Here is a 21,592-nt window from a genome sequence, read left to right on the forward strand (position 1 = left end):
CAACATTCATTGCGCAATCTATGGTGCACGTCATGACAGGTTTCCGACAGCTGGCCCGCAACCACGACTTCACGGTCCTCTGGGTCGGCCAGACCATCTCCGAGCTCGGCAGCCGGGTGAGCATGTTCGTCTTCCCGCTGCTGGCGTACCACCTGACGCACTCGGCGATGGTCGCTGCTGCCGCCGAGGCCTGCTTCCTCTTCGGCATGGCCGCCGCCCTGCTCCCCGCCGGCGTCCTGGCCGACCGGCTGGACCGGCGCCGGATCATGCGCGTCACCAGCGGGGTGGGCGCGCTGCTGTACGCGAGCCTCGTGGTGGCCGGCATCGAGAACCAGCTGACGATCCCGCACCTGCTCGTGGTCGCCACGCTCACCGGCATCGGCTCGGGCGCGTTCTCGCCGGCCGAGGCGTCCGCGGTGCGGGCCGTCGTACCCACCGAGGACCTGCCCACCGCGCTCAGCCAGAACCAGGCCCGCCAGCACGTCGCGTCCCTGGTCGGCGGGCCGCTCGGAGGTCTCCTGTACGGCGTGACCCGGTGGCTGCCGTTCCTGGCCGACGCGGTGACGTTCGCGATCTCGTTCGTGCTGATCGGGCGGATCCGCACCGACCTCTCCGCGCCGCGGCGCGAGGGACCGCGGCCCAGCCCGATGACGGACATCCGCGAGGGCTTCCAGTTCCTGGCGAGCCGCCCGTTCTTCCGCGCGCTGATGACCTGGGCCGCCCTGGTCAACCTGACCGTGAACGCGCTTTTCTTCGTGGCCATCCTGCGGCTGATCCAGGCCCGCTTCCACCCCGCCGAGATCGGCCTGGTCGAGACCGCGGCCGGGGTCTGCGGGATCCTCGGCGCGCTGGCGGCGCCGACGCTGATCGAGCGGTTCGCCACCGGGCGGCTGACGGTCGTGATCGCCTGGAGCTTCGTGCCGCTGGTGGTGCCGATGATCTTCTGGAACAACCCCCTGGTCGTCGCGCTCAGCCTGGGCCTGGGGCTGCTGCTCAACCCGGCCGGCAACGCGGGCATCAGCGCCTACAGCATCGCGCTGACCCCCGACCACTTGCAGGGACGGGTGTCGTCCTCGATGCGGTTCCTGTCGATGGCGGTGATGCCGCTGGCCCCGGTTATCGGTGGTGCGCTGCTCACGGGGCTCGGTGGGCCGACGGCGATCGCGATCCTGGGTGTCCTGACCGCCGTCGTCGCGCTCGTCCCGACGCTGAGCCGCAGCGTGCGCGGCGTACCCCACCCGCACGTCTGGAAGGCCGAGATCGCGCCGGCTCCCGTCGCCGGCTGACCCGTCGGCCTACGGTGGGGTCGGCGAGCGGCGACTACTGCGGCGAGGAGAGGGTCCGGATGGGGCGGCACGTGCTGGTGCTCAACGCGGGGTCCTCGTCGCTGAAGTACCAGGTGGTCGACCCGTCCTCGGGCGAGGCGCCGGTGCGCGGCATCGTCGAGCGGATCGGCAGCGGCTCGGCCCGGCTGACCCACACCGACGACACCGGGGAGTCCGAGCTCGACCTGGACGCCGACGACCACCGGGCCGCGCTGGCCGCGGTGCACGACGCCCTGGAGAAGTCCGGGGTCGGCGCGTCCGAGCTCCTGGCCGTCGGGCACCGGGTCGTCCACGGCGGGCCCCGCCTCACCCGGGCGGTGCTCGTGGACGACGCGGTGCTCGCCGAGATCGAGCACGTCGCCCGGCTGGCCCCGCTGCACAACCCGCCCGCGGTCGACGGCATCCGCAGCGCCCGCGCGGCGTACCCCGACCTGCCGCAGGTCGCCGCCTTCGACACCGCGTTCTTCGCCGACCTGCCGGCGGCCGCGGCGACCTACGCACTCGACCGGTCGCTGGCCGAGCACGAGCAGGTCCGCAGGTACGGCGCGCACGGGATCAGCCACGAGTACGTCGCCGCCGAGGCCGCGCGGCTCCTCGACCGTCCCGGGGCGCGGGTGATCGTGCTGCACCTCGGCAACGGCGCCTCCGCGGCGGCGGTCCGGGCCGGTCGCCCGGTCGACACGTCGATGGGGCTGACCCCGCTCGAGGGCCTGGTGATGGGCACCCGCGCCGGCGACCTCGACCCGGGCATCCTGCTGCACCTGATGCGGCACGCCGACCTCGATCTCGACGACCTCGAGGACCTGCTGCACCACCGGTCGGGGCTGGAGGGGATGGCTGGTCGGCACGACTTCCGCGACCTGCTGGCCGCGGTGGACGCCGGCGACGACGCCGCGCGGACGGCGTACGACGTCTACTGCCACCGGCTGCGCAAGTACGTCGGGGCCTACCTCGCCGTGCTCGGCGGCGCCGACGCCGTGGTGTTCACCGCCGGGATCGGGGAGCACGTCGCCCGCCTGCGCGCCGACGCCCTCGCGGGACTCTCGGCGCTGGGCCTCGAAGTGGACCCGGCCCGCAACGAGGCGGACTCGACCGTGCCGCGCCTCATCTCCCCCGACGACTCCCCCGTGGCCGTGCTGGTGGTCCCCACCAACGAGGAGCTGGCCATCGCCCGGCAGGCGGTCGCGCTGCTGGGGTGAGGCCGCCCCGCCGCATGGGACGGGCGCGGCGCGGCCCCTCAGACGAAGTCCGCGCTGGTCGCCGGCGCGGCGGTCGTCGACGGGGACCGGCCGTGCCGCGGGGCAGACAGCTCGCTCCAGCTCCACTCGCGCACCTCGGGGAGGTCGTCGCCGTGCTCCCGGGTCCACTGGCGGGCCCGGCGGCGGGTGTCGCCCATCTGCTGGCGCAGCAGCGCGGCCCGGGAGCCCAGCCCGGGCACGCGGTCGATCACGTCCATCACGAGGTGGTAGCGGTCGATCTCGTTCATCATCACCATGTCGAAGGGCGTGGTGGTCGTGCCCTCCTCCTTGTAGCCGCGCACGTGCAGGTTGTGGTGGTTGGTACGGCGGTAGGTCAGCCGGTGGATCAGCCACGGGTAGCCGTGGTAGGCGAAGATCACCGGCTTGTCGATCGTGAAGAGCGTGTCGAAGTCACGGTCGGACAGCCCGTGCGGGTGCTCCTTCTCGTCCTGCAGCCGCATCAGGTCCACCACGTTGACGAACCGGATCCGCAGGTCGGGCAGGTGCTCGCGCAGGATCGAGACGGCCGCCAGCGCCTCCAGGGTCGGGACGTCGCCCGCGCAGCCGATCACCACGTCCGGGTCGCCGTCGTCGTTGGAGGCCCAGTCCCAGATGCCCACGCCGCGGGCGCAGTGCAGGTCCGCGGACTCGGCGTCCAGCCAGTCGAACGACGGCTGCTTGCCGGCCACCACGACGTTGACGTACTGCTGGCTGCTCAGGCAGTGCTGCATCGTCGAGAGCAGCGTGTTGGTGTCCGGCGGCAGGTAGACACGCACCACCTCGGCCTTCTTGTTCACCACGTGGTCGATGAAGCCGGGGTCCTGGTGGGAGAAGCCGTTGTGGTCCTGACGCCACACGTGCGAGCTGAGCAGGTAGTTCAGGCTCGAGATCCGCGGCCGCCAGGCCAGGTCGCGCGTGGTCTTGAGCCACTTGGCGTGCTGGTTGAACATCGAGTCGACGAGGTGGATGAACGCCTCGTAGCAGCTGAACAGCCCGTGCCGCCCGGTGAGCAGGTAGCCCTCCAGCCAGCCCTGGCAGGTGTGCTCGGAGAGGATCTCCATCACGCGCCCCGAGTGCGCGAGGTGCTCGTCGGTCGGGCGGATCTCGCCGGCGAACACCTTGTCGGTCACCTCGTAGACCGCGTCCAGCCGGTTGGAGGCGGTCTCGTCCGGCCCGAAGATCCGGAACGTCGAGTCGTTGTCGCGCACCACGTCGACCAGGTAGCGCCCGAGCACGCGGGTGGGCTCGTGGATCGAGCCGCCGGGCTCGGTGACCTCGACGGCGTGGGTGCGGAAGTCCGGCAGCCGCAGCGGCGTACGCAGCAGCCCGCCGTTGGCGTGCGGGTTCGCGCTCATCCGGCGTACGCCGTGCGGCGCGAGGTCGCGCAAGCCGGCCGCCGGCACCCCGGTCGGCTCGAAGAGCTCCTCGGGCCGGTAGGAGCGCAGCCACTGCTCGAGGATCGCCCGGTGCTCGTCGTTCTCGCGGGTCTCGGCAAGCGGTACCTGGTGCGCCCGCCAGGTGCCCTCGACCTGGACGCCGTCGACGGTCGCGGGGCCGGTCCAGCCCTTGGGCGTGACCAGCAGGACCATCGGCCAGGGCCGCCGCTCGGTCTGCCCGTCCTCGCGGGCGCCCCGCTGGATCTCCCGGATCCGGTCGTGGGCGCGGTCCAGGGCGGTCGCGAGCTGCCGGTGCACGTCGTACGGGTCGTCGCCCTCGACGGTGATCACCTCGTGGCCGTAGCCGCGCAGCAGGCTCTCGAGCTCCTCGCGCGGGATCCGGGCCGGCACCGTCGGGTTCGCGATCTTGTAGCCGTTGAGGTGCAGGATCGGCAGCACCGCGCCGTCGCGCACTGGGTCGACGAACTTGTTCGCGTGCCAGGAGGCCGCGAGCGGCCCGGTCTCGAACTCCCCGTCGCCGACCACGGCCGCCACGACCAGGTCGGGGTTGTCCATCGCCGCGCCGTACGCGTGCGAGAGCACGTAGCCGAGCTCGCCGCCCTCGTGGATCGAGCCGGGTGTCTCGGGGGCGACGTGGCTGGGGATGCCGCCCGGGAAGGAGAACTGCCGGAACAGCGCGCGCATCCCGTCGCGGTCGGAGCCGACGTGCGGGTAGACCTCGCTGTAGGTGCCCTCGAGCCAGGCGTTCGCGACCGCGGCCGGGCCGCCGTGCCCGGGACCGGCGAGGAAGATCGCGTTGACGTCGCGCTGCCGGATCAGCCGGTTCAGGTGGGTCCAGAGCAGGTTCAGGCCGGGCGTGGTCCCCCAGTGCCCGAGCAGCCGGGGCTTGATGTCCGCGGCGACCAGCGGCCGCTCGAGGAGCGGGTTGTCCAGCAGGTAGATCTGGCCCACCGCCAGGTAGTTCGCGGCCCGGAACCAGCGGTCGAGGGCCTCGACCTCCCGGTCGTCGATGGTGGCGGTCTCGGCGGGCTTCCGGCTGAAGACGGGCATGCGGGCTCTCCTCCGGTGGGACGGCGGGCCCGGCCACCCTCGCACGGCCGGGCGGGCGGCGTCACGGGAACAAGGACCGTCCCCACCACCCCGGGGCCGCCCGCGGCAGTCCCGACCGACGGAGCCGCCGATCCCCCACATTGGGGGTGCCTCACCAGCCCGTCGAGGCCCGCACCCGGCCCGTCGTACCCTCGACCGCGTGAGTGCGGGAGAGGTGCGTGTGGGGGTCGTGGGGGCCGGCATCATCGGCCTCGCCGTGGCCCGGCGGCTGCTGGAGACCCGGCCCGACGTCGCGGTGACGATCTTCGACAAGGAGCAGTCGGTCGGCGCCCACCAGACCGGCCACAACAGCGGCGTGGTGCACGCCGGCCTCTACTACCCGCGCGACTCGCTGAAGGCACGGCTGTGCCGCCGGGGCGTCGGCCTGCTCAAGGACTACTGCCAGGACCGGGGCATCGCCTACGACGAGTGCGGCAAGACCGTGGTCGCCGTGACCGCCGACGAGGTGCCACGGCTGCGCGACATCGAGGAGCGCGCGACCCACAACGGCGTCCCCGGGCTGCGCCGGCTGGGCGCCGAGGAGATCCGGGAGCACGAGCCGCACATCACCGGGGTGGCGGGGCTGCACTCCCCCTCGACCGCGATCGTGGACTTCGTCGCCGTCGCCCGGTCGTACGCCGACGACGTGCGGGCCGGCGGGGGCACCCTCCTGCTCGGCACCCGGGTGGAGGGCATCGAGCGCGTCGGCGACACCGTCCGGGTCGACGCCGCCGGCGAGCGCCACGAGTTCGACCACGTGGTGCTGTGCGCCGGCCTGCAGTCGGACCGGGTGGCCCAGCTGGCCGGCGACGACCAGGGGCCGGCGATCGTGCCGTTCCGCGGCGAGTACCTCACCATGCGCCCCCGGGCCGCGCACCTGGTGCGCGGCCTGGTCTACCCGGTCCCGGACCCGCGCTACCCGTTCCTCGGGGTCCACTTCACCCGCCGCATCGACGGCACCGTCGACATCGGGCCGAACGCCGTGCTGTCGACGGCCCGCGAGGGCTACCGCCGCTCCGACCTGGTGCTGCGCGACCTCGCCGAGACCCTGGCCTGGCCGGGCTTCCGCCGGATGGCCCGCCAGCACTGGCGGATGGGCCTGACCGAGATGCGCGGCTCCCTGTCCCGGCGCACGTTCATCGCCGGCGCCCGGCGCTACCTTCCGGAGCTGACCGTCGCCGACGTCGACGGCCGGCACGCGGGGGTGCGGGCCCAGGCGCTGGACCGCGACGGCAGCCTCGTCGACGACTTCCGGATCAGCCGGCTGGGGCGCATCACCGCGGTGCGGAACGCGCCCTCGCCGGCCGCCACCTCGTCGCTCGCCATCGCCGAGCACCTCTGCGACGGGCTGCTGACCTGAGGCCGAGTCGGCGCAGCTTCACCCCCGGAGCGGGCCGAGTCGGCGCAGTTTGACGTCAAACTGCGCCGACTCGGCGGGCCAGCGCCGTCAAACTGCGCCGACTCGGCTTCAGGCGAGGGTGTCGAGGATCGCCAGGGTCTGCTTCCACGCGTCCGAGCCGGTGTCGATCACCGCGAAGTGGTCGCCGTCGACCGCGACCAGCTCGGCCCGGGCCCCGGCATCCGTCGCGGCGGCGACGTAGCCCTCGGACTGGCTGATCGGCACGATGTCGTCGGCGCGGCCGTGCACGCACCACAGGGGTACGTCGAGGGGCAGCTGCTGCTGCGGGTCGACCGGCACGTCGCCCGGCCCGGGCGCGTGGCCGAGGAACCGCTCGACGGCGCCGCCGCCCAGCCCCTCGTCGTACGCCGTCCGCAGGTCGAGCACGCCGGCCTGCGAGATCACGTGGGTGACCGGCACGCCCGACGCCCAGCGCTCGAAGCGGCCGCGCGAGGCCGCCCACGCCGCGAGGTGGCCGCCGGCCGAGTGCCCGAGCGTGACCAGGGTCGAGGTGTCGAGGTCCAGGTGCGCGAGCCGGTCGATGCCGCCGGCCACGTCGTCGAGGGTGGCGGGGGTCCCGCCGCCACCGCCGACGCGGCGGTACTCCAGGTTCCAGGCGGCCCAGCCCTGCTCGACCAGGCTCGCGGCCAGCGGGCGGCCCAGGGAGAGGTCGTACTCCGCCTTCCAGAAGCCGCCGTGAATGACCACGACCACGCCACGGGGCGTGCCGTCCGGGAGCGACAGCTCGCCGTACTGGCTGGGGTCGTCGCCGTAGCTGATCGTGCGCGCGTCGGTCACGGCGTCATCCTCGCAACCGGACAACGCTCCCACCGCCCCCAACGCGCCGAGCGCCAGCAACGTGCGCCGATCGAGACCGACTCGTGAGACCGAGGGTGCGCCCGGGCGCACCCTGGACCGCACGACCCGGTCAGGCCAGCGCGGCGGGCAGGGTGGCGGTCCAGGCGGCGCGGAGCTCGGCCAGCGGGACCTGGAACTGCCCCTGGACGACCACCGCGTCCCCGCCGGTCTCACCCAGCGCGGAGAGGGGTACGCCGTGGCGCGCGGCCAGGTCGGCCAGCGCACCCTCGTCACCGGGCGCGACCGTGACCAGGACCCGGCCGGCGGACTCGGCGAACAGGTCCACGAAGGCGTCGCCGGGCAGGGTGACGGAGGCGCCGACGTCGTGGCGCAGCGACGCCTCGACCAGCGCCTGGCCGAGACCGCCGTCGGAGAGGTCGTGGGCACTGGTGAGCAGCCCGACCCCCGCGCGGAGCAGCTCGGCCAGCGCCTTCTCGGCGGCCAGGTCGACCCGCGGCGGCTGCCCGCCGAGGTGGCGGTGCACGACGTGCGCCCACTCGGAGCCGGAGAGCTCCTCGCGGCTCTCGCCCAGCAGGAACACCCGCTGGCCCGCGGCGCTCCACGCCGACGGCGTGCGCCTCGTGACGTCCTCGATCACGCCGAGCACGGCGACGACGGGGGTGGGCAGGATCGCGGTCTCGCCGGTCTGGTTGTAGAGGCTGACGTTGCCGCCGGTGACCGGGATGCCGAGCTCGAGGCAGGCGTCCTTGAGGCCGCGGCAGGCCTCGGCGAACTGCCACATCACCGCCGGGTCCTCGGGCGAGCCGAAGTTCAGGCAGTCGGAGATCGCCAGCGGGGTGGCGCCGCCGGTCGCGACGTTGCGGTAGGACTCGGCCAGCGCGAGCTGCGCCCCGGCGTACGGGTCGAGCTTGGCGAACCGGCCGTTGCAGTCGGTCGACACCGCGACGCCGAGGTTGGTCTCCTCGTCGACGCGGACCATGCCGCTGTCGGACGGCTGGGCGAGCACCGTGTTGCCGCGCACGTAGCGGTCGTACTGGTCGGTGATCCAGGACTTGTCGCACAGGTTCGGGGAGGCGACCAGGCGCAGCAGCGTGTCGCGCAGCTCCTCGCCGATGGTCGGCCGGGCCAGCGCCTCGGCGCCGTCGGCCTGCAGGGCGTCCTGCCAGTCCGGGCGGGCGAAGGGACGCTGGTACGTCGGGCCCTCGTGCGCGACGGTGCGCGGCGGCACGTCGACGACCCGCTCGCCGTGCCAGTCGATGTGCAGCCGGCCGGTGTCGGTCACCTCGCCGACGACGACCGCCTCGACCTCCCACTTCGCGCAGATCGCGAGGAACGCCTCGACGTCGCCGGGCTCGACGACGGCCATCATCCGCTCCTGCGACTCGCTCATCAGGATCTCCTCCGGGGCGAGCGTGGAGTCGCGCAGCGGGACCCGGTCGAGCTCGACGTGCATGCCGCCGTCACCGGCGCTGGCCAGCTCGGAGGTGGCGCAGGACAGCCCGGCGCCGCCGAGGTCCTGGATGCCGGCGACCAGCCCGGCCGCGAAGATCTCGAGCGTGCACTCGATGAGCAGCTTCTCCATGAACGGGTCGCCGACCTGGACGCTCGGCCGCTTCGCCGGGCCGCTCTGCCCACCAGAAGCGGCCTCGAAGGTCTCGCTGGCGAGGATGGAGACGCCGCCGATGCCGTCGCCGCCGGTGCGGGCGCCGTACAGGATCACCTGGTTGCCGACGCCGGACGCCTTGGCGAGGTGCAGGTCCTCGTGCTTGAGGACCCCGACGCAGAGCGCGTTGACCAGCGGGTTGCCGAGGTAGGTCTCGTCGAAGACGGCCTCGCCGCCGATGTTGGGCAGCCCCAGGCAGTTGCCGTAGTGGCCCACGCCCTCCACGATGCCGGGCAGCACCCGGTGCGTGTCGGGGGCGTCGAGCGGGCCGAAGCGGAGCGGGTCCATGACCGCGACCGGGCGGGCGCCCATCGCGAGGATGTCGCGGACGATGCCGCCGATGCCGGTCGCGGCGCCCTGGTGCGGCTCGACGTACGACGGGTGGTTGTGGCTCTCGACCTTGAACGTGACGGCGTAGCCCTGGCCGATGTCGATGACGCCGGCGTTCTCGCCGATGCCGGCCAGCATCTTGCCCGCCGGCGTCTCCTGGGGGATCTCGGAGAACTGCTTGAGGTGCACCTTGGAGCTCTTGTAGGAGCAGTGCTCGCTCCACATCACCGAGTACATCGCGAGCTCGGAGCTGGTGGGGCGGCGACCGAGGATCTCGCGGATCCGCTGGTACTCGTCGGCCTTCAGGCCGAGGTCGGCCCACGGCTGCTCGTGGTGGGGGTCGTCCTTGGCGACGGCGACGGTGTCGAGATGGACCTGGGGGGCGGTGCTGACGGTCTCGGGCACGGCCCTCAATCTACCGGCGTACGCCGCGCCGCCCCGACCCGGCGTACGCCGCTGGACGACGCTCGAGCCCGCCCGGACGTCATCCGTGCTGGCTGCTCCCACGACGCGACCGCATGACGTCCCGTCCGCTGCGGACCATGGTCTCTGCCGGGCGGCACCCGGTCGACGGATGCTGGAGCTCCCGACAACCCCACCAGCCAGGGAGCGGACATGGCTTTCCCGGGACCTCCTCGCCACCTCCTGCGCATCGTGCTCGCCGCGGCGTGCGCGGCCTCGGGCGCCCTGCTGACCTGGCTGCCGGCCGAGGCCGCACCGGCCGGCATCGATCCCGCCGCTCTCCCGCGCGGCGACGACCCGGCGGTGGCCCACCTGGTGCGCGACACCATCCGCGACGGCGACGCGCGGATCCCGGCGACGACGCGGGGCCGGCACGAGGCGCTCTGGGTCGTCGACGGCGGGTACGTCGTCCGCGACTACAACGTCGGGCCGAAGCGGCTGATCCGCATCACCTTCATAAACTCGACGGGTGAGCGGCGAGAGGTCGCCCGGTCCCACGACTGGATCGAGGTGGCGGTCTCGGAGGACGGCGCCCGGCTGGCCTTCCGCCGGTCCCTGGGCCCGACGGGCCAGCGCTCCGTCATCACGGTGGAGGACGCCGCGGACGGCACGGTGGTCGCGACGCGCGAGCTGCGGCTGGCCAACTTGGTCGCCGTCACCGGGACGCGGGTCCTCGTCGGCAGGCGATTCCACTGGCACCACCCCGCGACCCAGTGGTGGAGCTACGGACGCGACCGGCTGCGCAAGATCGCCGACCAGGCGGCGGTCGGGGCCGACATCAGGCACGACAAGGTGGTGCTGGGCACGCCGTCGGCCGGAGAGTTCTGCAACCGCGTCGCCGTCCTGTCCCACCCGCGGCGCACGCTCTGGCGGAGCTGCCGGATCTACCCGCACCAGTGGTCGCCGGACGGCACGCGGGCGCTCGCCACGCACACCTACTTCGACGCCGCCGGGACCGATCGGTGGTGGGTGGTCGACGGTCGAACGGCGGCGCGGCAGGCCCGGATCACCGGCCGGCTCGACTGGAACGCCGTCTGGGAGGACGACGGGCACTTCCTGACCCTGGCGCAGAGCGACGCCGGCCGGGCCGCGGTCATCCGCTGCGACGTCACCGGCGAGTGCGAGCGCGCCAGCAGGCTCTGGCGCGTGCCGCTGCCCTCGGAACCGTCCCTCTACTACGCAGCGCCCCCCGTGGTCCTGGCCGACCGGTGACGCAGCCGGGCCAGCAGCTCAGCGCAGCATGCCGTCGGCGACGACCTCGAGCAGCGGACGCACGGCGCTGACCGGCTGGTCGGCGTTGTCGGCGACGGTCGCGACCCCGCCCACGAGCTGGCACACCTGGACGGCGTCCACGTCGGCGCGCAGGGCGCCGTCGGCCTCGAGCCGGTCGATCACCCGCTGGCTGGCGGCGGTGAGCACCTGGCACTTGCTCACGATCGGGGAGTCGGGGTTGCCCATCGCCGAGGTGATCTTGGCGGGACCACCCTTGTGCAGGGAGATCAGCGAGGCGTAGGTCTCGAACCAGCCGATCAGCAGCTCGCGGTCCTCGCCCTCGAAGGCCAGCGCCTTCTCGGTCGCCTCGTTCACCCGGTCCACCCAGCTCTGCATGATCGCGTCGAGGAGCGCGTCCCGGGTAGGGAAGTGCCGGTAGAGCGTGCCCGCGCCGACGCCCGCGCGCTTGGCGATCTCGTCGAGGGACGCGTCGTACCCGTGCTCGCGGAAGACCTCGCGCGCGACCTCCACGATCCGGTCGCGGTTGCGCTTGGCGTCGGCTCGCACGGAAATCTCACCTCGAAGGGTTGCTAAACGGAGACACTCTCCGTATTGTTCTTCAGGAAGCGGAGTCATCCTCCGGATCCACTGTACCTCGGCCCGTCGGGCCAGAACAGGACCTCACCCCATGTCCATGAACGCAACCTCCCCGGCCCGGGAGCTGCCCGCCGAGCTGCCGCCGAACGCCGGCCGCGCAGCCGCCGGCATCGCGATCGTCCTGGTCGCCCAGCTCATGCTCGTCCTCGACGCGACCGTCGTGAACGTCGCCCTTCCCCGCATCGACGCCGACCTGTCCTTCGGCCCGGCCTCGCTCTCGTGGGTCCTCAACGCCTACACGCTCGCCTTCGGCGGCCTGCTGCTGCTCGGCGGCCGGCTCGGCGACGTCCTCGGCCGGCTCCGGACCTTCGAGGCCGGCCTCGCGGTCTTCACGCTCGCCTCCGCCCTCGGCGGCCTGGCCCAGACCCCGGGCCAGCTCGTCGCCGCGCGCACGCTCCAGGGCGTCGGCGCGGCGCTGGCCGCGCCGAGCGTGCTGGCCCTGCTGACCACCAGCGCTCCCGACGAGTCGGCGCGCAACCGGGCGTTCGCGCTCTTCGGGGCGGTGTCCTCCGGCGGCGCCTCGATCGGGCTGCTGCTCGGCGGCCTGCTCACCGACGTCGGCTCGTGGCGCTGGACGCTGTTCATCAACGTCCCTCTCGGCGTCGCGGTGCTGTTGCTCGCCCGCCGCTTCGTCGACGAGACCCCGCGGCGCCCCGGCCGGTTCGACGTGGTCGGCGCGTTCACCGCGACCTTCGGCGCCGTGTCCCTGGTCTGGGCCCTGATCGGCACCCCCGAGCACGGCTGGCTCTCAGCGCGCACCCTCGGCGGGTTCGTCGTCGGCCTGGCCCTGCTCGCCGTCCTGGCCCGCACCGAGGCCCGGCACCCGCACCCGCTGGTCCGGCCGGCCCTGGTGCGCGACCGCAACCGGGTGGCCGCCCTCGCCGTGATGGCCCTGGTGATCGGCGCCAACCTGTCGATGTTCTTCCTCGTCGTGCAGTACGTGCAGGGGGTGCTCGGCTTCGGGCCGCTGGCGTCCGGCGTCGCGTTCCTGCCGTTCAGCCTGGGCATCTTCGCGATGTCGCGGGTGACGCCCCGGCTGATGGCGCTGGCCGGCCCGCGCACGATGATCATGGTCGGCACGGCCGCCATGGCCGCCGGCTACGCCTGGCTGAGCAGCATCGGCACCACCGACACCTACCTCGGCGCGGTCTTCGGGCCGATGACGATCGCGGGGCTCGCGACCGGGCTGGTCTTCATGCCGGTCACCGCGAGCGTCCTCGGCGGCGTCGAGCCCGAGCACGCCGGCTCGGCGTCGGGGCTCCTCCAGACCACCCAGCAGCTCGGCAGCGCGGTCGGGGTAGCGGTCATCGTCTCGGTGTACGCCGCGGGCGCGGTGCCCGGCGAGCTGGTGCCCGGCCTGCGGGCGGCGTTCCTCACCTCGGCCTCGTTCGCGGCGCTCGCCCTCGTGGTGGCCACCGTGGCGCTCCGCCCCCGGCGCAGCACGGTCACCGAGGCCGTCCCCGAGGAGGAGGTCGCGCTGGCCGACGCGGCCTGACCGACATGCCGAGTCGGCGCAGTTTGACCCCCCCAGCCGGGCAAACTGCGCCGACTCGGCCGTCCCGGAGCGTCAAACTGCGCCGACTCGGCTACTCGTAGCGGACCAGCTCGGCCACCTCGGCGGTGGCGGCGCGGCGGGCGGCGAGCACGGCCAGGCCCGCGGTGACCAGCACGGCGAGCGGTACGACGAGCAGGACGACCGCCCACGAGGGCGACCGGGCGATGCCGGGACCCATCCCGATCTCCGCGCCGACGGCGTCGTTGGCGGCTCCGCTGAGCCACCAGCCGAGCGGCAGCCCGACCGCGACCGCGAGCAGGGCGAGCACGACGCCGCCGGTGGCGACCACGCCCACCGCCTGCCGCGGCGTGAACCCCACGGCGCGCAGGACCGCGAGGTCCCGGGCCCGCTGCCGGACGACGAGGGCCAGGGTGGAGGCGAGGTTGGCCAGCGCGACCACGATCACCAGCCCGCTGATCAGGTCCACGGCCAGCAGGAACGGGTCCACCACGTCGGCGCTGTCGCGGGGCACGGCCTCGACCCGCGCCCGCGGGCCCAGCGTCTCGGCGAGGGAGGCGGCCACCGCGACGCGGTCGGCCCCGGGTGCCAGCGCGACCCGGTAGGAGTCCGGCCGGGCCCGCGGGTCGACCGCCGCGACGTCGGCGAACGGGTACATCAGCATCTCGCCCGCCTCCTCGGCCTCGGAGTACCAGCCCACGATCGTGAGCGTCAGCGGCTGCTCCTCGATGCGCACCGTGATCCGGTCGCCGACGTCGACGCCGAAGCGCTGGAGGAAGCCGTAGCCGGTGACCGTCTCGCCCCGGTGCTCGATCATCCGGCCCTCGCGGACCACGAACCCGGCGTCCGCGACGTCGCCGCCGACCGCGTTGGCGAGGAACTGCTCCTTGCCCAGCGTCGCCTCGCTCCCGGTCTCGGTGAACCACGACGCGACCCCGGGCTCGGCGTCGAGCGCCCGCGGCACCGCCGAGCGGGACGCCGACTCGTCGGGGAAGACCCGCACCTCCTCGGGCTCCCCGGTGACGGCAGGGTCGCCGATCACGCCGTCGATGGTCCGGCTGAAGCCCGCGGTCACCACGACGCCCACCACCGCGACCCCCAGCGCGAGCGCGGTCATCGTGGCCCGTGCCGGCTGGGCGAAGGCGTCGCGCAGGCCGGCCACCGGGACCGGGCCCAGGCCGAGCCGCTCGCCCGCGGCCGCCAGCCGCGACCGGTGCCCCCGGGTCGGCGGCACGGGCGCCAGCGCGACCGTCGTCGGGGTGTGCCCGGCCCGGCGGGCGGGGATCACCGTCGCCGCCACGACGAGCACCTCCACCACCAGCAGGGTGGTCAGCAGCGCCCCGGGGTCGAAGACCGGTCCGGCGCTGCCGAGCACCTCGGCCACCTGCAGCTGCAGCTCGCCCGCGAGCAGCCCGCCCAGCAACCACCCGACGAGTACGCCGGCCGCCGCGACGACCGCGTGCGCGAGGACCACGGCGCCGGTGACCTGGGCCGGGGTGACGCCGACCGCCTTGAGCAGGCCGATGTCGCGCCGGCGGGCGAGCACCCGCGTGGCCACCGACCCGGCCACGACGACGGCGGCCGCGACCATCACGAAGACGCCGAGGACCCGCAGGAACGTCCCGAAGATGCTGCCGGCGCGCAGCACGTCGGTCCGGGTGTCGAGCCAGTCGCTGGTGCCCACCACCCCGGAGACGTCGGCGACGAACGCCTCCGCCGCGTCCGGGTCGTGCAGTCGCAGGAAGACCGTCCGGGCCGCCCCGCGCGGGGCCAGCGCGGCGTACCCGGCCGGGTCCAGCCACACCGTCGCGTCGCCGTCGGGGTAGAAGGTGTCGCGCAGGTTCACCGCCTGCCCGACCACGGTGACCGTCAGCGTCCGGCCGGCCTGCCGCAGGGTGAGCCGGTCGCCGAGGCCGATCCCCTCGTCGAGCGCGAAGGCCCGGTCCACGACCGCCTCGTCCGCCGCCCCCGGCCGCACCCAGCGGCCCTCGCGGAGCAGCGGGCGGGCGATGTCCGGCCGGGCCCGGTCCGCCATCGCCAGGACGCCGGTCTCCCCGACCAGCCGCGTGCCCCGGGTGACCTCGACCCCGAAGCTGACGTCGTACGCCGCGCTCCGGGCCGCCACCCGCGGGTCGGCCGCGACCGCTCGCAGCGCCGCGGGGTCGTCGGAGGTGATCGTGACGTGCGCGCCGTTCGACTCCGCGAAGGCGGCGTCCCAGCGGCTGCCGGCCTGCTGCTGCGTCGACAGCCCGGCCACGATGGCCACCGAGGCGAGCGCGACCACCACCAGCAGCACCAGCATCGCCCGCAGGCGGCGGCCCCGGACCTCGGGCCGGACCAGCGCGGCCAGGGCGGTCGGCCGCATCAGGGCGTGTCTCCTAATTCTGGGCCGTCGCGAGCGTCGTCCCACGGAGTGCCTGGCAAGGCGGAGGAGGGAGACGTGGCGGAGCCACGGCGACCGACGACGACGCAGTCCAGGCGCCCGTGGGGCGGCGCGCAGCAGGCCATGGAATTGGGAGACACGGCCTAGGCCTCCCGGGCCGCGGGCCCGGCCAGCAGCGACTCCGCGGAGAGCACCTCGCCCTCGGCGAAGCGTCCGTCCTGCATCACCAGCAGCCGGTCCGCGGCCGCCGCCACCCGGGGGTCGTGGGTGACCATGATGATCGTCTGCCCCGCTGCGTGCTGCGCGGCCAGCAGCCCCAGCACCTGACGGGCCGCCTCGGTGTCGAGGTTGCCCGTCGGCTCGTCCGCGAGCAGCACGCCCGGCCGGTTGGCCAGGGCGCGGGCCAGCGCCACCCGCTGCTGCTCGCCGCCCGAGAGCTGGGACGGCAACGCCCGCTCGAGCTCGCCGAGCCCGACGTCGGCGAGCAGCTCCCGGCACCGTCGACGGGCGGCCGGGCGCCCGCTCCCGACCAGCAGCATCGGCAGCTCGACGTTCTCGGCGACGGTCATGTCCTGGACCAGGTTGAAGAACTGGAACACGTAGCCGACCCGGGCGCGGCGCAGCACCGCCCGCCGCGCCTCGGAGAGCCGGGCGAGGTCGTCGCCGTCGATCTCCACGCTCCCGCCGTCGGCGGTGTCGAGGCCACCCAGCAGGTGCAGCAGCGTGGACTTGCCGCAGCCGCTCGGTCCCATCACGGCGAGCCACTCGCCGGGCGCGACGTCCAGGTCGAGGCCGCGCAGCGCGCGGGTCTCCCGGGCGCCGCTGCGGAAGGTCTTGGTCAGGCCGCGGCACCGGACGACGTGCTGGCCTGCACTTGCTGTCGGGTCCGTCGCCATGCCCATGTCGCCCCCGTGCCTCGCTCGTGCGGGAGTCCTGCGCCCACTGTCGGCGGCATCTCCGGGCCCGGACAGAGCCGAACGGCCCGACCGGGAATTACAGATCTGTAGTTACCGCGTTCTGCTGTTACTGCTGTGATTCGTGAGGTTAGGGTGAACCGCCGTTCTCACCCGTCACCTGGAGTCACCATGTCCCGTTGGGCAGCCTCGACCGTGCGCGCCGCGGTCCTCAGTCTCGTGGTCGGGGTGCTGGCCACCTTCTCGCTGGGCGCCCCGGCGCGCGCCGACAACCCGGTCACCCCCGGCGACTTCACGGGCTACGGCTTCGACCAGTGCCTGGCCCCGACGGGCAAGGTCATGAACCAGTGGCTCAAGCACTCGCCGTTCTTCGCGGTCGGGATCTACATCTCGGGCGACTCGCGCGCCTGCCGCAACCAGCCGAACCTGACCCCGCGGTGGATCACCAGCCAGCTCGAGCGCGGCTGGCGGCTGCTGCCGATCACGCTCGGCCCGCAGGCCTCGTGCCAGCCCCGCTTCCCGCGGTACGGCGACGACGAGACGATCCGGCCCAAGCGCGGCAAGTACGGGCGGTACGGCGCGGCCCGCAGGCAGGGCACCGCGGAGGCCACCAAGAGCGTCGGGGCGGCCACGGACCTGGGCATCGTCCCGGGCAGCACGCTCTGGTACGACCTCGAGGGCTTCGACAGCTCCAACACCGACTGCCGCGAGTCCGCGCTGGCGTTCCTCAGCGCCTGGACCACCCAGATCCACGCCCTCGGCTACGTCTCCGGCGTCTACTCCAGCGCCGGGTCCGGCCTCGCGGCGCTCGACAACGCCCGGGTCAACCGTCCCGACGCGTTCGACCAGCCCGACCAGATCTGGATCGCCCGCTGGGACGGCGTCGCGAACACGTCCACGTCGTACCTCCGCGAGGACGGCTGGCGGCCGCACGCCCGGATCAAGCAGTACCAGGGCGGCCACGACGAGACCTGGGGCAACGCCAAGATCAACATCGACCGCAACTACCTCGACGTCGGCAAGGGGTCCTGGGCCGCGCGGGAGGTGCACTGCAAGGGCGTCATCATCAGCCACCCGAACTACCTCCCGCTCAAGCCGGCCACCGCGGACCGCACCCCCGACCCGGGGCTGGTCCAGTCGCTGCAGTGCCTGCTCAAGGAGCACGGCATGTACGCCGGGAAGGTCAACGGCGTCTACAACAAGGCCACCGTCGCCGCCGCCAACAGCTGGCAGACCGCCCACGACATGAAGGCCAGCACCACCTGGGGGCGGCGCAACTGGATGACGCTGCTCATCGACGGCCGGCACCCGGTGCTGAAGCTCGGCTCGGCCGGGCCGGAGGTCCGCCGGGTGCAGCGCACCCTCAACGCCGCCAGCGGCAAGGCCGGGCTCGCCGTCAGCGGCGTCTTCAACTCCGCGACCCAGTCGGCGCTCCGGTCCTGGCAGGACCGGGTCGGCGACGACGTGGACGGCATCGTCGGCCCGGAGACCTGGCAGGCGCTCAGCGCCGCCCGGCGCTGGGGCTGACCCGTCAGCCGACGGGTGGACCGGCGAGCAGCGCGACCCCGGTGAGCGCGGCAACGGCGACGACGCCGGCCAGCGCCCCCTGGAGCGGGTTGCGCAGCAGCCAGGCGACGGGACGCTCGACCAGCCGCTGCGGGGCCTCGGCCACGAGCCGCCAGGAGGTGCCCAGGGCACCCCGCTTCTCGGCGTACCGGTCGAACCAGACGGTCATGAACGGCGGCACCGCGCAGACCAGGCCGAGCAGCACCCGGCCGCGCGACCAGCGCTGGTCCACGCCCACGAGCAGCGTGACCAGGCAGTAGGCGATGAAGACGACCCCGTGCACCATGCCGAAGACGCGCACGCCCAGCTCGGTGGTCTCGGTGACGTACTTGAGGAACATGCCGGTGAGCAGCAGCGCCCAGGTGATCGCCTCGGCGACCGCCAGCCGGCGGAACAGGCGCAGGGGGCTCACGACAGCACCGTCGCGGCCAGCGAGGTGAAGAAGCCGAGCCCGTCGGCCCCGGACCCGGTCAGCTCCTCGACGGAGTGCTCGGGGTGCGGCATCAGGCCGACCACGTTGCCGCGCTCGTTGGTGATCCCGGCGATGTCGCGCATCGAGCCGTTGGGGTTCACCTCGAGGTAGCGCGCGACCACGCGGCCCTCACCCTCGAGCCGGTCGAGGGTGTCGGCCTCGGCGACGAACCCGCCCTCGCCGTTCTTGAGCACGATGGTGATCTCGTCGCCCTGCTCGTACGCCGAGGTCCACGGCGTCGCGGTGTTCTCGATCCGCAGGCGCTGGTCGCGGCACACGAACTTGCGGTGGTCGTTGCGGATCAGCGCGCCGGGCAGCAGGTGGGACTCGCAGAGGATCTGGAAGCCGTTGCAGATGCCGAGCACGGGCATCCCGCGGTGCGCGGCCTCGATGACCTCGCTCATCACCGGCGAGAACCGGGAGATCGCCCCGCAGCGCAGGTAGTCGCCGTACGAGAAGCCGCCCGGCAGCACCACCGCGTCGACGCCCCGCAGGTCGTGGTCGCCGTGCCAGAGGGCGACCGCCTCGTGGCCGCCGAGCCGGACCGCGCGCTGGGCGTCGACGTCGTCGAGCGACCCGGGGAAGGTGACGACGCCGATCTTCACTCGACGGCCTCGACGGCCGCGACCGGCGTCTCGACCGAGACGGTGAAGTCCTCGATCACCGGGTTGGACAGCAGCGTCTCGGCCATCTTGCGGACCTCGGCGAGGGTCTCCTCGGTGAGCTCGCCCTCGAACTCGAGCTCGAACCGCTTTCCCTGGCGGACATCGGTGATGCCGGAGAACCCCAGCCGCGGCAGGGCGCCGAGGACGGCCTTCCCCTGCGGGTCGAGGATCTCGGGCTTGGGCATGACGTCGACGACGACTCGGGGCACGGACTGCTCCTACTGCACCTGTGGCGGGAGGGGGGCGGCTGCGCGGCGATTCTACGGGACCTTCGACCCGCCGCCCCCGTTGGGCGGCTCCGGCAGACTGGGGCCATGAGCATGCCCACCGGCTTCCCGCGCCAGTCGCCGCTGAAGCTGGCGTTCCCGCAGTCGCTGGCGGTGTACGACGACTACGAGGCCGCCCAGCGCGCGGTCGACTACCTCTCCGACAACAAGTTCCCCGTCGAGCAGTGCATGATCGTCGGCACCGACCTCAAGCGGATCGAGCGGATCACCGGTCGGCTGACCACCGGACGGGTGGCGGCGGGCGGGCTGCTCTCCGGTCTGTGGCTGGGCCTGTTCGTGGGCCTGATCTTCGCGCTCTTCGACAGCGGCAGCACGGCGGCGATGGTGGTCTCGACGATGGCCTTCGGCGCGCTGTTCGGCGTGATCTGGGCGCTGGCGGGGTACGCCGCCACCCGCGGCCACCGCGACTTCTCCTCGGTCACCTCGGTGGTGGCGACCAAGTACGAGGTGCTCGTCGAGCACAAGGTGGCCCAGCAGGCGCGGGACCTGCTCGCCCACCTCCCGGGCGCGATGCCCGACCCGTTCGCCTGAGGCCCCTCACTCGTTGGTCGAGACCGCTCCCGCCGATGGGTCTCGACACGCTCGCTGGCGCTCGCTACTCGACCAACGAGCCGCGTCCGATCAGCTCAGCTCCCGCTTCAGGATCTTCCCGGTGGCGGTCATCGGCAGCGAGTCGACGACCTCGACGAGGCGCGGGTACTTGTAGCTCGCCATCTGCTCCTTGCCCCAGGCGACCAGCTCGTCGGGGGTGACGGTGGCGCCGTCGTTGAGGATGACGACCGCCTTGATCTCCTCGCCGTGGCTCTCGTGGGGTACGCCGATGACCGCGGCCAGCGAGACGTCAGGGTGGGTGAGGAGGACCTCCTCGATCTCGCGCGGGTACACGTTGAAGCCGCCGCGGATGATCATGTCCTTGGACCGGTCCACGATGTAGTACCAGCCGTCCTCGTCGCGGCGGCCCAGGTCGCCGGAGCGGAACCAGCCGTCGTGGATGACCTCGGCGGTGGCCTCGGGCCGGTCGTAGTAGCCCTTCATGATGTTGTGGCCCCTGATGGCGATCTCGCCGACCGCGTCCGGGTCGCTGCCGTCGGCGTTGACCTCGGTCCAGTCGGGCTCGATCAGCTTCATCTCGACGCCGGGGATCGGCTTGCCGATGGACCCGACCCGGACCTCCTCGCCGCGTGGGGAGAAGCTCGCGACCGGAGAGGTCTCCGAGAGGCCGTAGCCCTCGAGGATGGTGACCCCGAACCGCTTCTGGAACTCCTTGTGCACCTCCACCGGCAGCGCCGCGCCACCGGCGGCGGCGACGCGGAGGTTGCGGGCCAGCTCCTCGACGTCGACACCGCCCGCGGCCCGGACGTCCTCGAGCGCGCCGAGCAGGCCCCAGTACATCGTCGGGACGCCGGCGAAGAAGGTCACCTTCTCCTTGCCCATCAGCTGCAGCGCCGCGTGCGCCTCGAAACGGGGCAGCATCACGACCGTGCCGCCGTAGGCGAAGGCGCCGTTCTGGATCACGGTCTGGCCGAAGGAGTGGAACAGCGGCAGCACGCACAGGTAGGTGTCGGGGTGGTCGGCGTCGGCCCCGAAGAGCACCTCGCCGGTCAGCGCGTTGTCGCGCATGTTGCGGTGCCGCAGCTCCGCGCCCTTGGGCTGGCCGGTGGTGCCGGAGGTGTAGAGGATGACCGCGGTGTCGTCCTCGTCGGTCGCCACGGTGTCGAACGTCGGCGCCTGGCCGGACATGGCCGCGCCGAGCGTGTCCGTGCCGTCGATCGGCGAGGGCGCGGCCGGGTCGGCTGTGATCACGACGAAGTGCTCGCACCCGGACGCCTCGCCGAACCCGGCGTACCCCTCCTTGGCCATCGGCAGGTCCGCGGTGCCCTCGAAGCAGAAGTAGGCCTTCGCGTCGGAGTCGCCGAGGTGGTAGGCCACCTCGCGGCCCTTGAGCAGCACGTTGAGCGGTACGACGGTCGCACCGGCCTTGAGGATCCCGTAGTAGACGATCGTGAAGTACGGCAGGTTCGGGCAGCTCAGGGCGACCTTGTCGCCGTGCTGGATGCCGCGGGACACCAGCAGGTTCGCCACCTGGTTGGCCGCGCCGTTGACCTGTGCGTAGGTCAGCCGGGTGTCCCCCAGGACCACCGCCTCACGGTCGGGGAATCGCCGGGCACTGTCCTCGAGCAGGGTCGACAGGTTGTACACGT

At 73.2% G+C, this 21,592-nt stretch carries 16 protein-coding genes and 1 pseudogene; 7 read left to right on the top strand and 10 right to left on the bottom strand.

Translation table 11 applies throughout. The annotated features are described in order from the left end of the window. Positions 1–32 precede the first annotated feature (32 nt). The gene (locus ABD268_RS03460; protein ID WP_344147595.1) at positions 33–1,286 is read left to right on the top strand and encodes an MFS transporter; all 1,254 of its coding nucleotides are present in this window, start codon (positions 33–35) and stop codon (positions 1,284–1,286) included. 59 nt (positions 1,287–1,345) lie between these two features. Next, a complete protein-coding gene (locus tag ABD268_RS03465; protein WP_344147598.1) occupies positions 1,346–2,524 on the top strand; it encodes an acetate/propionate family kinase in 1,179 nt (392 codons plus the stop codon). A 38-nt stretch (positions 2,525–2,562) separates the two neighbouring features. Here ABD268_RS03465 and ABD268_RS03470 read toward each other — a convergent pair whose 3' ends face one another. After that, positions 2,563–5,010: a phosphoketolase family protein gene (locus ABD268_RS03470; protein WP_344147601.1), complete on the bottom strand. Its 2,448-nt coding sequence runs from the start codon at positions 5,008–5,010 to the stop codon at positions 2,563–2,565. 199 nt (positions 5,011–5,209) lie between these two features. Between ABD268_RS03470 and lhgO the strand changes: the two genes are divergently transcribed. Next, positions 5,210–6,409 (top strand): L-2-hydroxyglutarate oxidase, encoded by a 1,200-nt coding sequence (lhgO, locus tag ABD268_RS03475; protein ID WP_344147604.1) that lies wholly within the window; start codon positions 5,210–5,212, stop codon positions 6,407–6,409. Positions 6,410–6,517: 108 nt separating this feature from the next. On the opposite strand, the gene ABD268_RS03480 is transcribed toward lhgO, so the two are convergent. Both ABD268_RS03480 and purL read right to left on the bottom strand, forming a co-directional pair. Then, entirely contained in the window at positions 6,518–7,246 is a 729-nt protein-coding gene (locus ABD268_RS03480; protein ID WP_344147607.1) for an alpha/beta hydrolase family protein, read from the bottom strand. Positions 7,247–7,376: 130 nt separating this feature from the next. Beyond that, positions 7,377–9,665, bottom strand: a complete 2,289-nt coding sequence (gene purL, locus ABD268_RS03485; protein WP_344147610.1) for a phosphoribosylformylglycinamidine synthase subunit PurL — start codon at positions 9,663–9,665, stop codon at positions 7,377–7,379. A gap of 210 nt (positions 9,666–9,875) precedes the next feature. On the opposite strand from purL, the gene ABD268_RS03490 reads away from it, so the two are divergent. After that, positions 9,876–10,934 (top strand): hypothetical protein, encoded by a 1,059-nt coding sequence (locus ABD268_RS03490; protein WP_344147613.1) that lies wholly within the window; start codon positions 9,876–9,878, stop codon positions 10,932–10,934. An 18-nt stretch (positions 10,935–10,952) separates the two neighbouring features. Here ABD268_RS03490 and ABD268_RS03495 read toward each other — a convergent pair whose 3' ends face one another. Beyond that, entirely contained in the window at positions 10,953–11,501 is a 549-nt protein-coding gene (locus ABD268_RS03495) for a TetR/AcrR family transcriptional regulator (protein WP_344147616.1), read from the bottom strand. A gap of 121 nt (positions 11,502–11,622) precedes the next feature. On the opposite strand from ABD268_RS03495, the gene ABD268_RS03500 reads away from it, so the two are divergent. Further along, entirely contained in the window at positions 11,623–13,086 is a 1,464-nt protein-coding gene (locus tag ABD268_RS03500) for an MFS transporter (protein ID WP_344147619.1), read from the top strand. Between the two features lie 91 nt (positions 13,087–13,177). Here the strand turns inward: ABD268_RS03500 and ABD268_RS03505 are convergent, their stop codons facing one another. Next, positions 13,178–15,469, bottom strand: a complete 2,292-nt coding sequence (locus ABD268_RS03505) for an ABC transporter permease (RefSeq protein ID WP_344147622.1) — start codon at positions 15,467–15,469, stop codon at positions 13,178–13,180. Positions 15,470–15,630: 161 nt separating this feature from the next. Continuing rightward, positions 15,631–16,389: an ABC transporter ATP-binding protein gene (locus ABD268_RS03510; protein WP_344147625.1), complete on the bottom strand. Its 759-nt coding sequence runs from the start codon at positions 16,387–16,389 to the stop codon at positions 15,631–15,633. Between the two features lie 183 nt (positions 16,390–16,572). Between ABD268_RS03510 and ABD268_RS03515 the strand changes: the two genes are divergently transcribed. Continuing rightward, complete coding sequence (locus ABD268_RS03515) at positions 16,573–17,928, top strand: glycoside hydrolase domain-containing protein (protein WP_344147628.1); 1,356 nt, start codon at positions 16,573–16,575, stop codon at positions 17,926–17,928. A 4-nt stretch (positions 17,929–17,932) separates the two neighbouring features. Here ABD268_RS03515 and ABD268_RS03520 read toward each other — a convergent pair whose 3' ends face one another. From ABD268_RS03520 to purS, 3 genes are read right to left on the bottom strand one after another with little or no spacing between them, the layout of a single operon-like run. Further along, the gene (locus ABD268_RS03520) at positions 17,933–18,379 is read right to left on the bottom strand and encodes a DUF3817 domain-containing protein (protein WP_344147631.1); all 447 of its coding nucleotides are present in this window, start codon (positions 18,377–18,379) and stop codon (positions 17,933–17,935) included. Continuing rightward, positions 18,376–19,044: a phosphoribosylformylglycinamidine synthase subunit PurQ gene (gene purQ / locus ABD268_RS03525; RefSeq protein ID WP_344147634.1), complete on the bottom strand. Its 669-nt coding sequence runs from the start codon at positions 19,042–19,044 to the stop codon at positions 18,376–18,378. Before purQ ends, ABD268_RS03520 begins: the two co-directional genes overlap by 4 nt. Beyond that, positions 19,041–19,313 carry a phosphoribosylformylglycinamidine synthase subunit PurS gene (gene purS / locus ABD268_RS03530; protein WP_344147637.1) on the bottom strand — a complete coding sequence of 91 codons (273 nt, stop codon included), beginning with the start codon at positions 19,311–19,313 and terminating at the stop codon, positions 19,041–19,043. The genes purQ and purS overlap by 4 nt, the downstream gene beginning before the upstream one ends. Positions 19,314–19,424: 111 nt before the next feature. Here purS and ABD268_RS03535 point away from each other — a divergent pair. After that, a pseudogene (locus ABD268_RS03535) lies at positions 19,425–19,790 on the top strand (YflT domain-containing protein); the annotation flags it as partial. A 222-nt stretch (positions 19,791–20,012) separates the two neighbouring features. Here the strand turns inward: ABD268_RS03535 and ABD268_RS03540 are convergent. After that, a complete protein-coding gene (locus ABD268_RS03540; protein ID WP_344147643.1) occupies positions 20,013–21,590 on the bottom strand; it encodes a long-chain-fatty-acid--CoA ligase in 1,578 nt (525 codons plus the stop codon). Between the last annotated feature and the right edge of the window lie 2 nt (positions 21,591–21,592).

It is taken from the genome of Nocardioides koreensis (genome assembly GCF_039531775.1).
Classification (GTDB): domain Bacteria; phylum Actinomycetota; class Actinomycetes; order Propionibacteriales; family Nocardioidaceae; genus Nocardioides; species Nocardioides koreensis.

Coding starts and splice junctions, on each gene's coding strand:
- ABD268_RS03460 (WP_344147595.1), top strand. CDS start 33: ATGACAGGTTTCCGACAGCTGGCCCGCAACCACGACTTCACGGTCCTC.
- ABD268_RS03465 (WP_344147598.1), top strand. CDS start 1,346: ATGGGGCGGCACGTGCTGGTGCTCAACGCGGGGTCCTCGTCGCTGAAG.
- ABD268_RS03470 (WP_344147601.1), bottom strand. CDS start 5,010: ATGCCCGTCTTCAGCCGGAAGCCCGCCGAGACCGCCACCATCGACGAC.
- ABD268_RS03490 (WP_344147613.1), top strand. CDS start 9,876: ATGGCTTTCCCGGGACCTCCTCGCCACCTCCTGCGCATCGTGCTCGCC.
- ABD268_RS03500 (WP_344147619.1), top strand. CDS start 11,623: ATGTCCATGAACGCAACCTCCCCGGCCCGGGAGCTGCCCGCCGAGCTG.
- ABD268_RS03505 (WP_344147622.1), bottom strand. CDS start 15,469: ATGCGGCCGACCGCCCTGGCCGCGCTGGTCCGGCCCGAGGTCCGGGGC.
- ABD268_RS03510 (WP_344147625.1), bottom strand. CDS start 16,389: ATGGGCATGGCGACGGACCCGACAGCAAGTGCAGGCCAGCACGTCGTC.
- ABD268_RS03515 (WP_344147628.1), top strand. CDS start 16,573: ATGTCCCGTTGGGCAGCCTCGACCGTGCGCGCCGCGGTCCTCAGTCTC.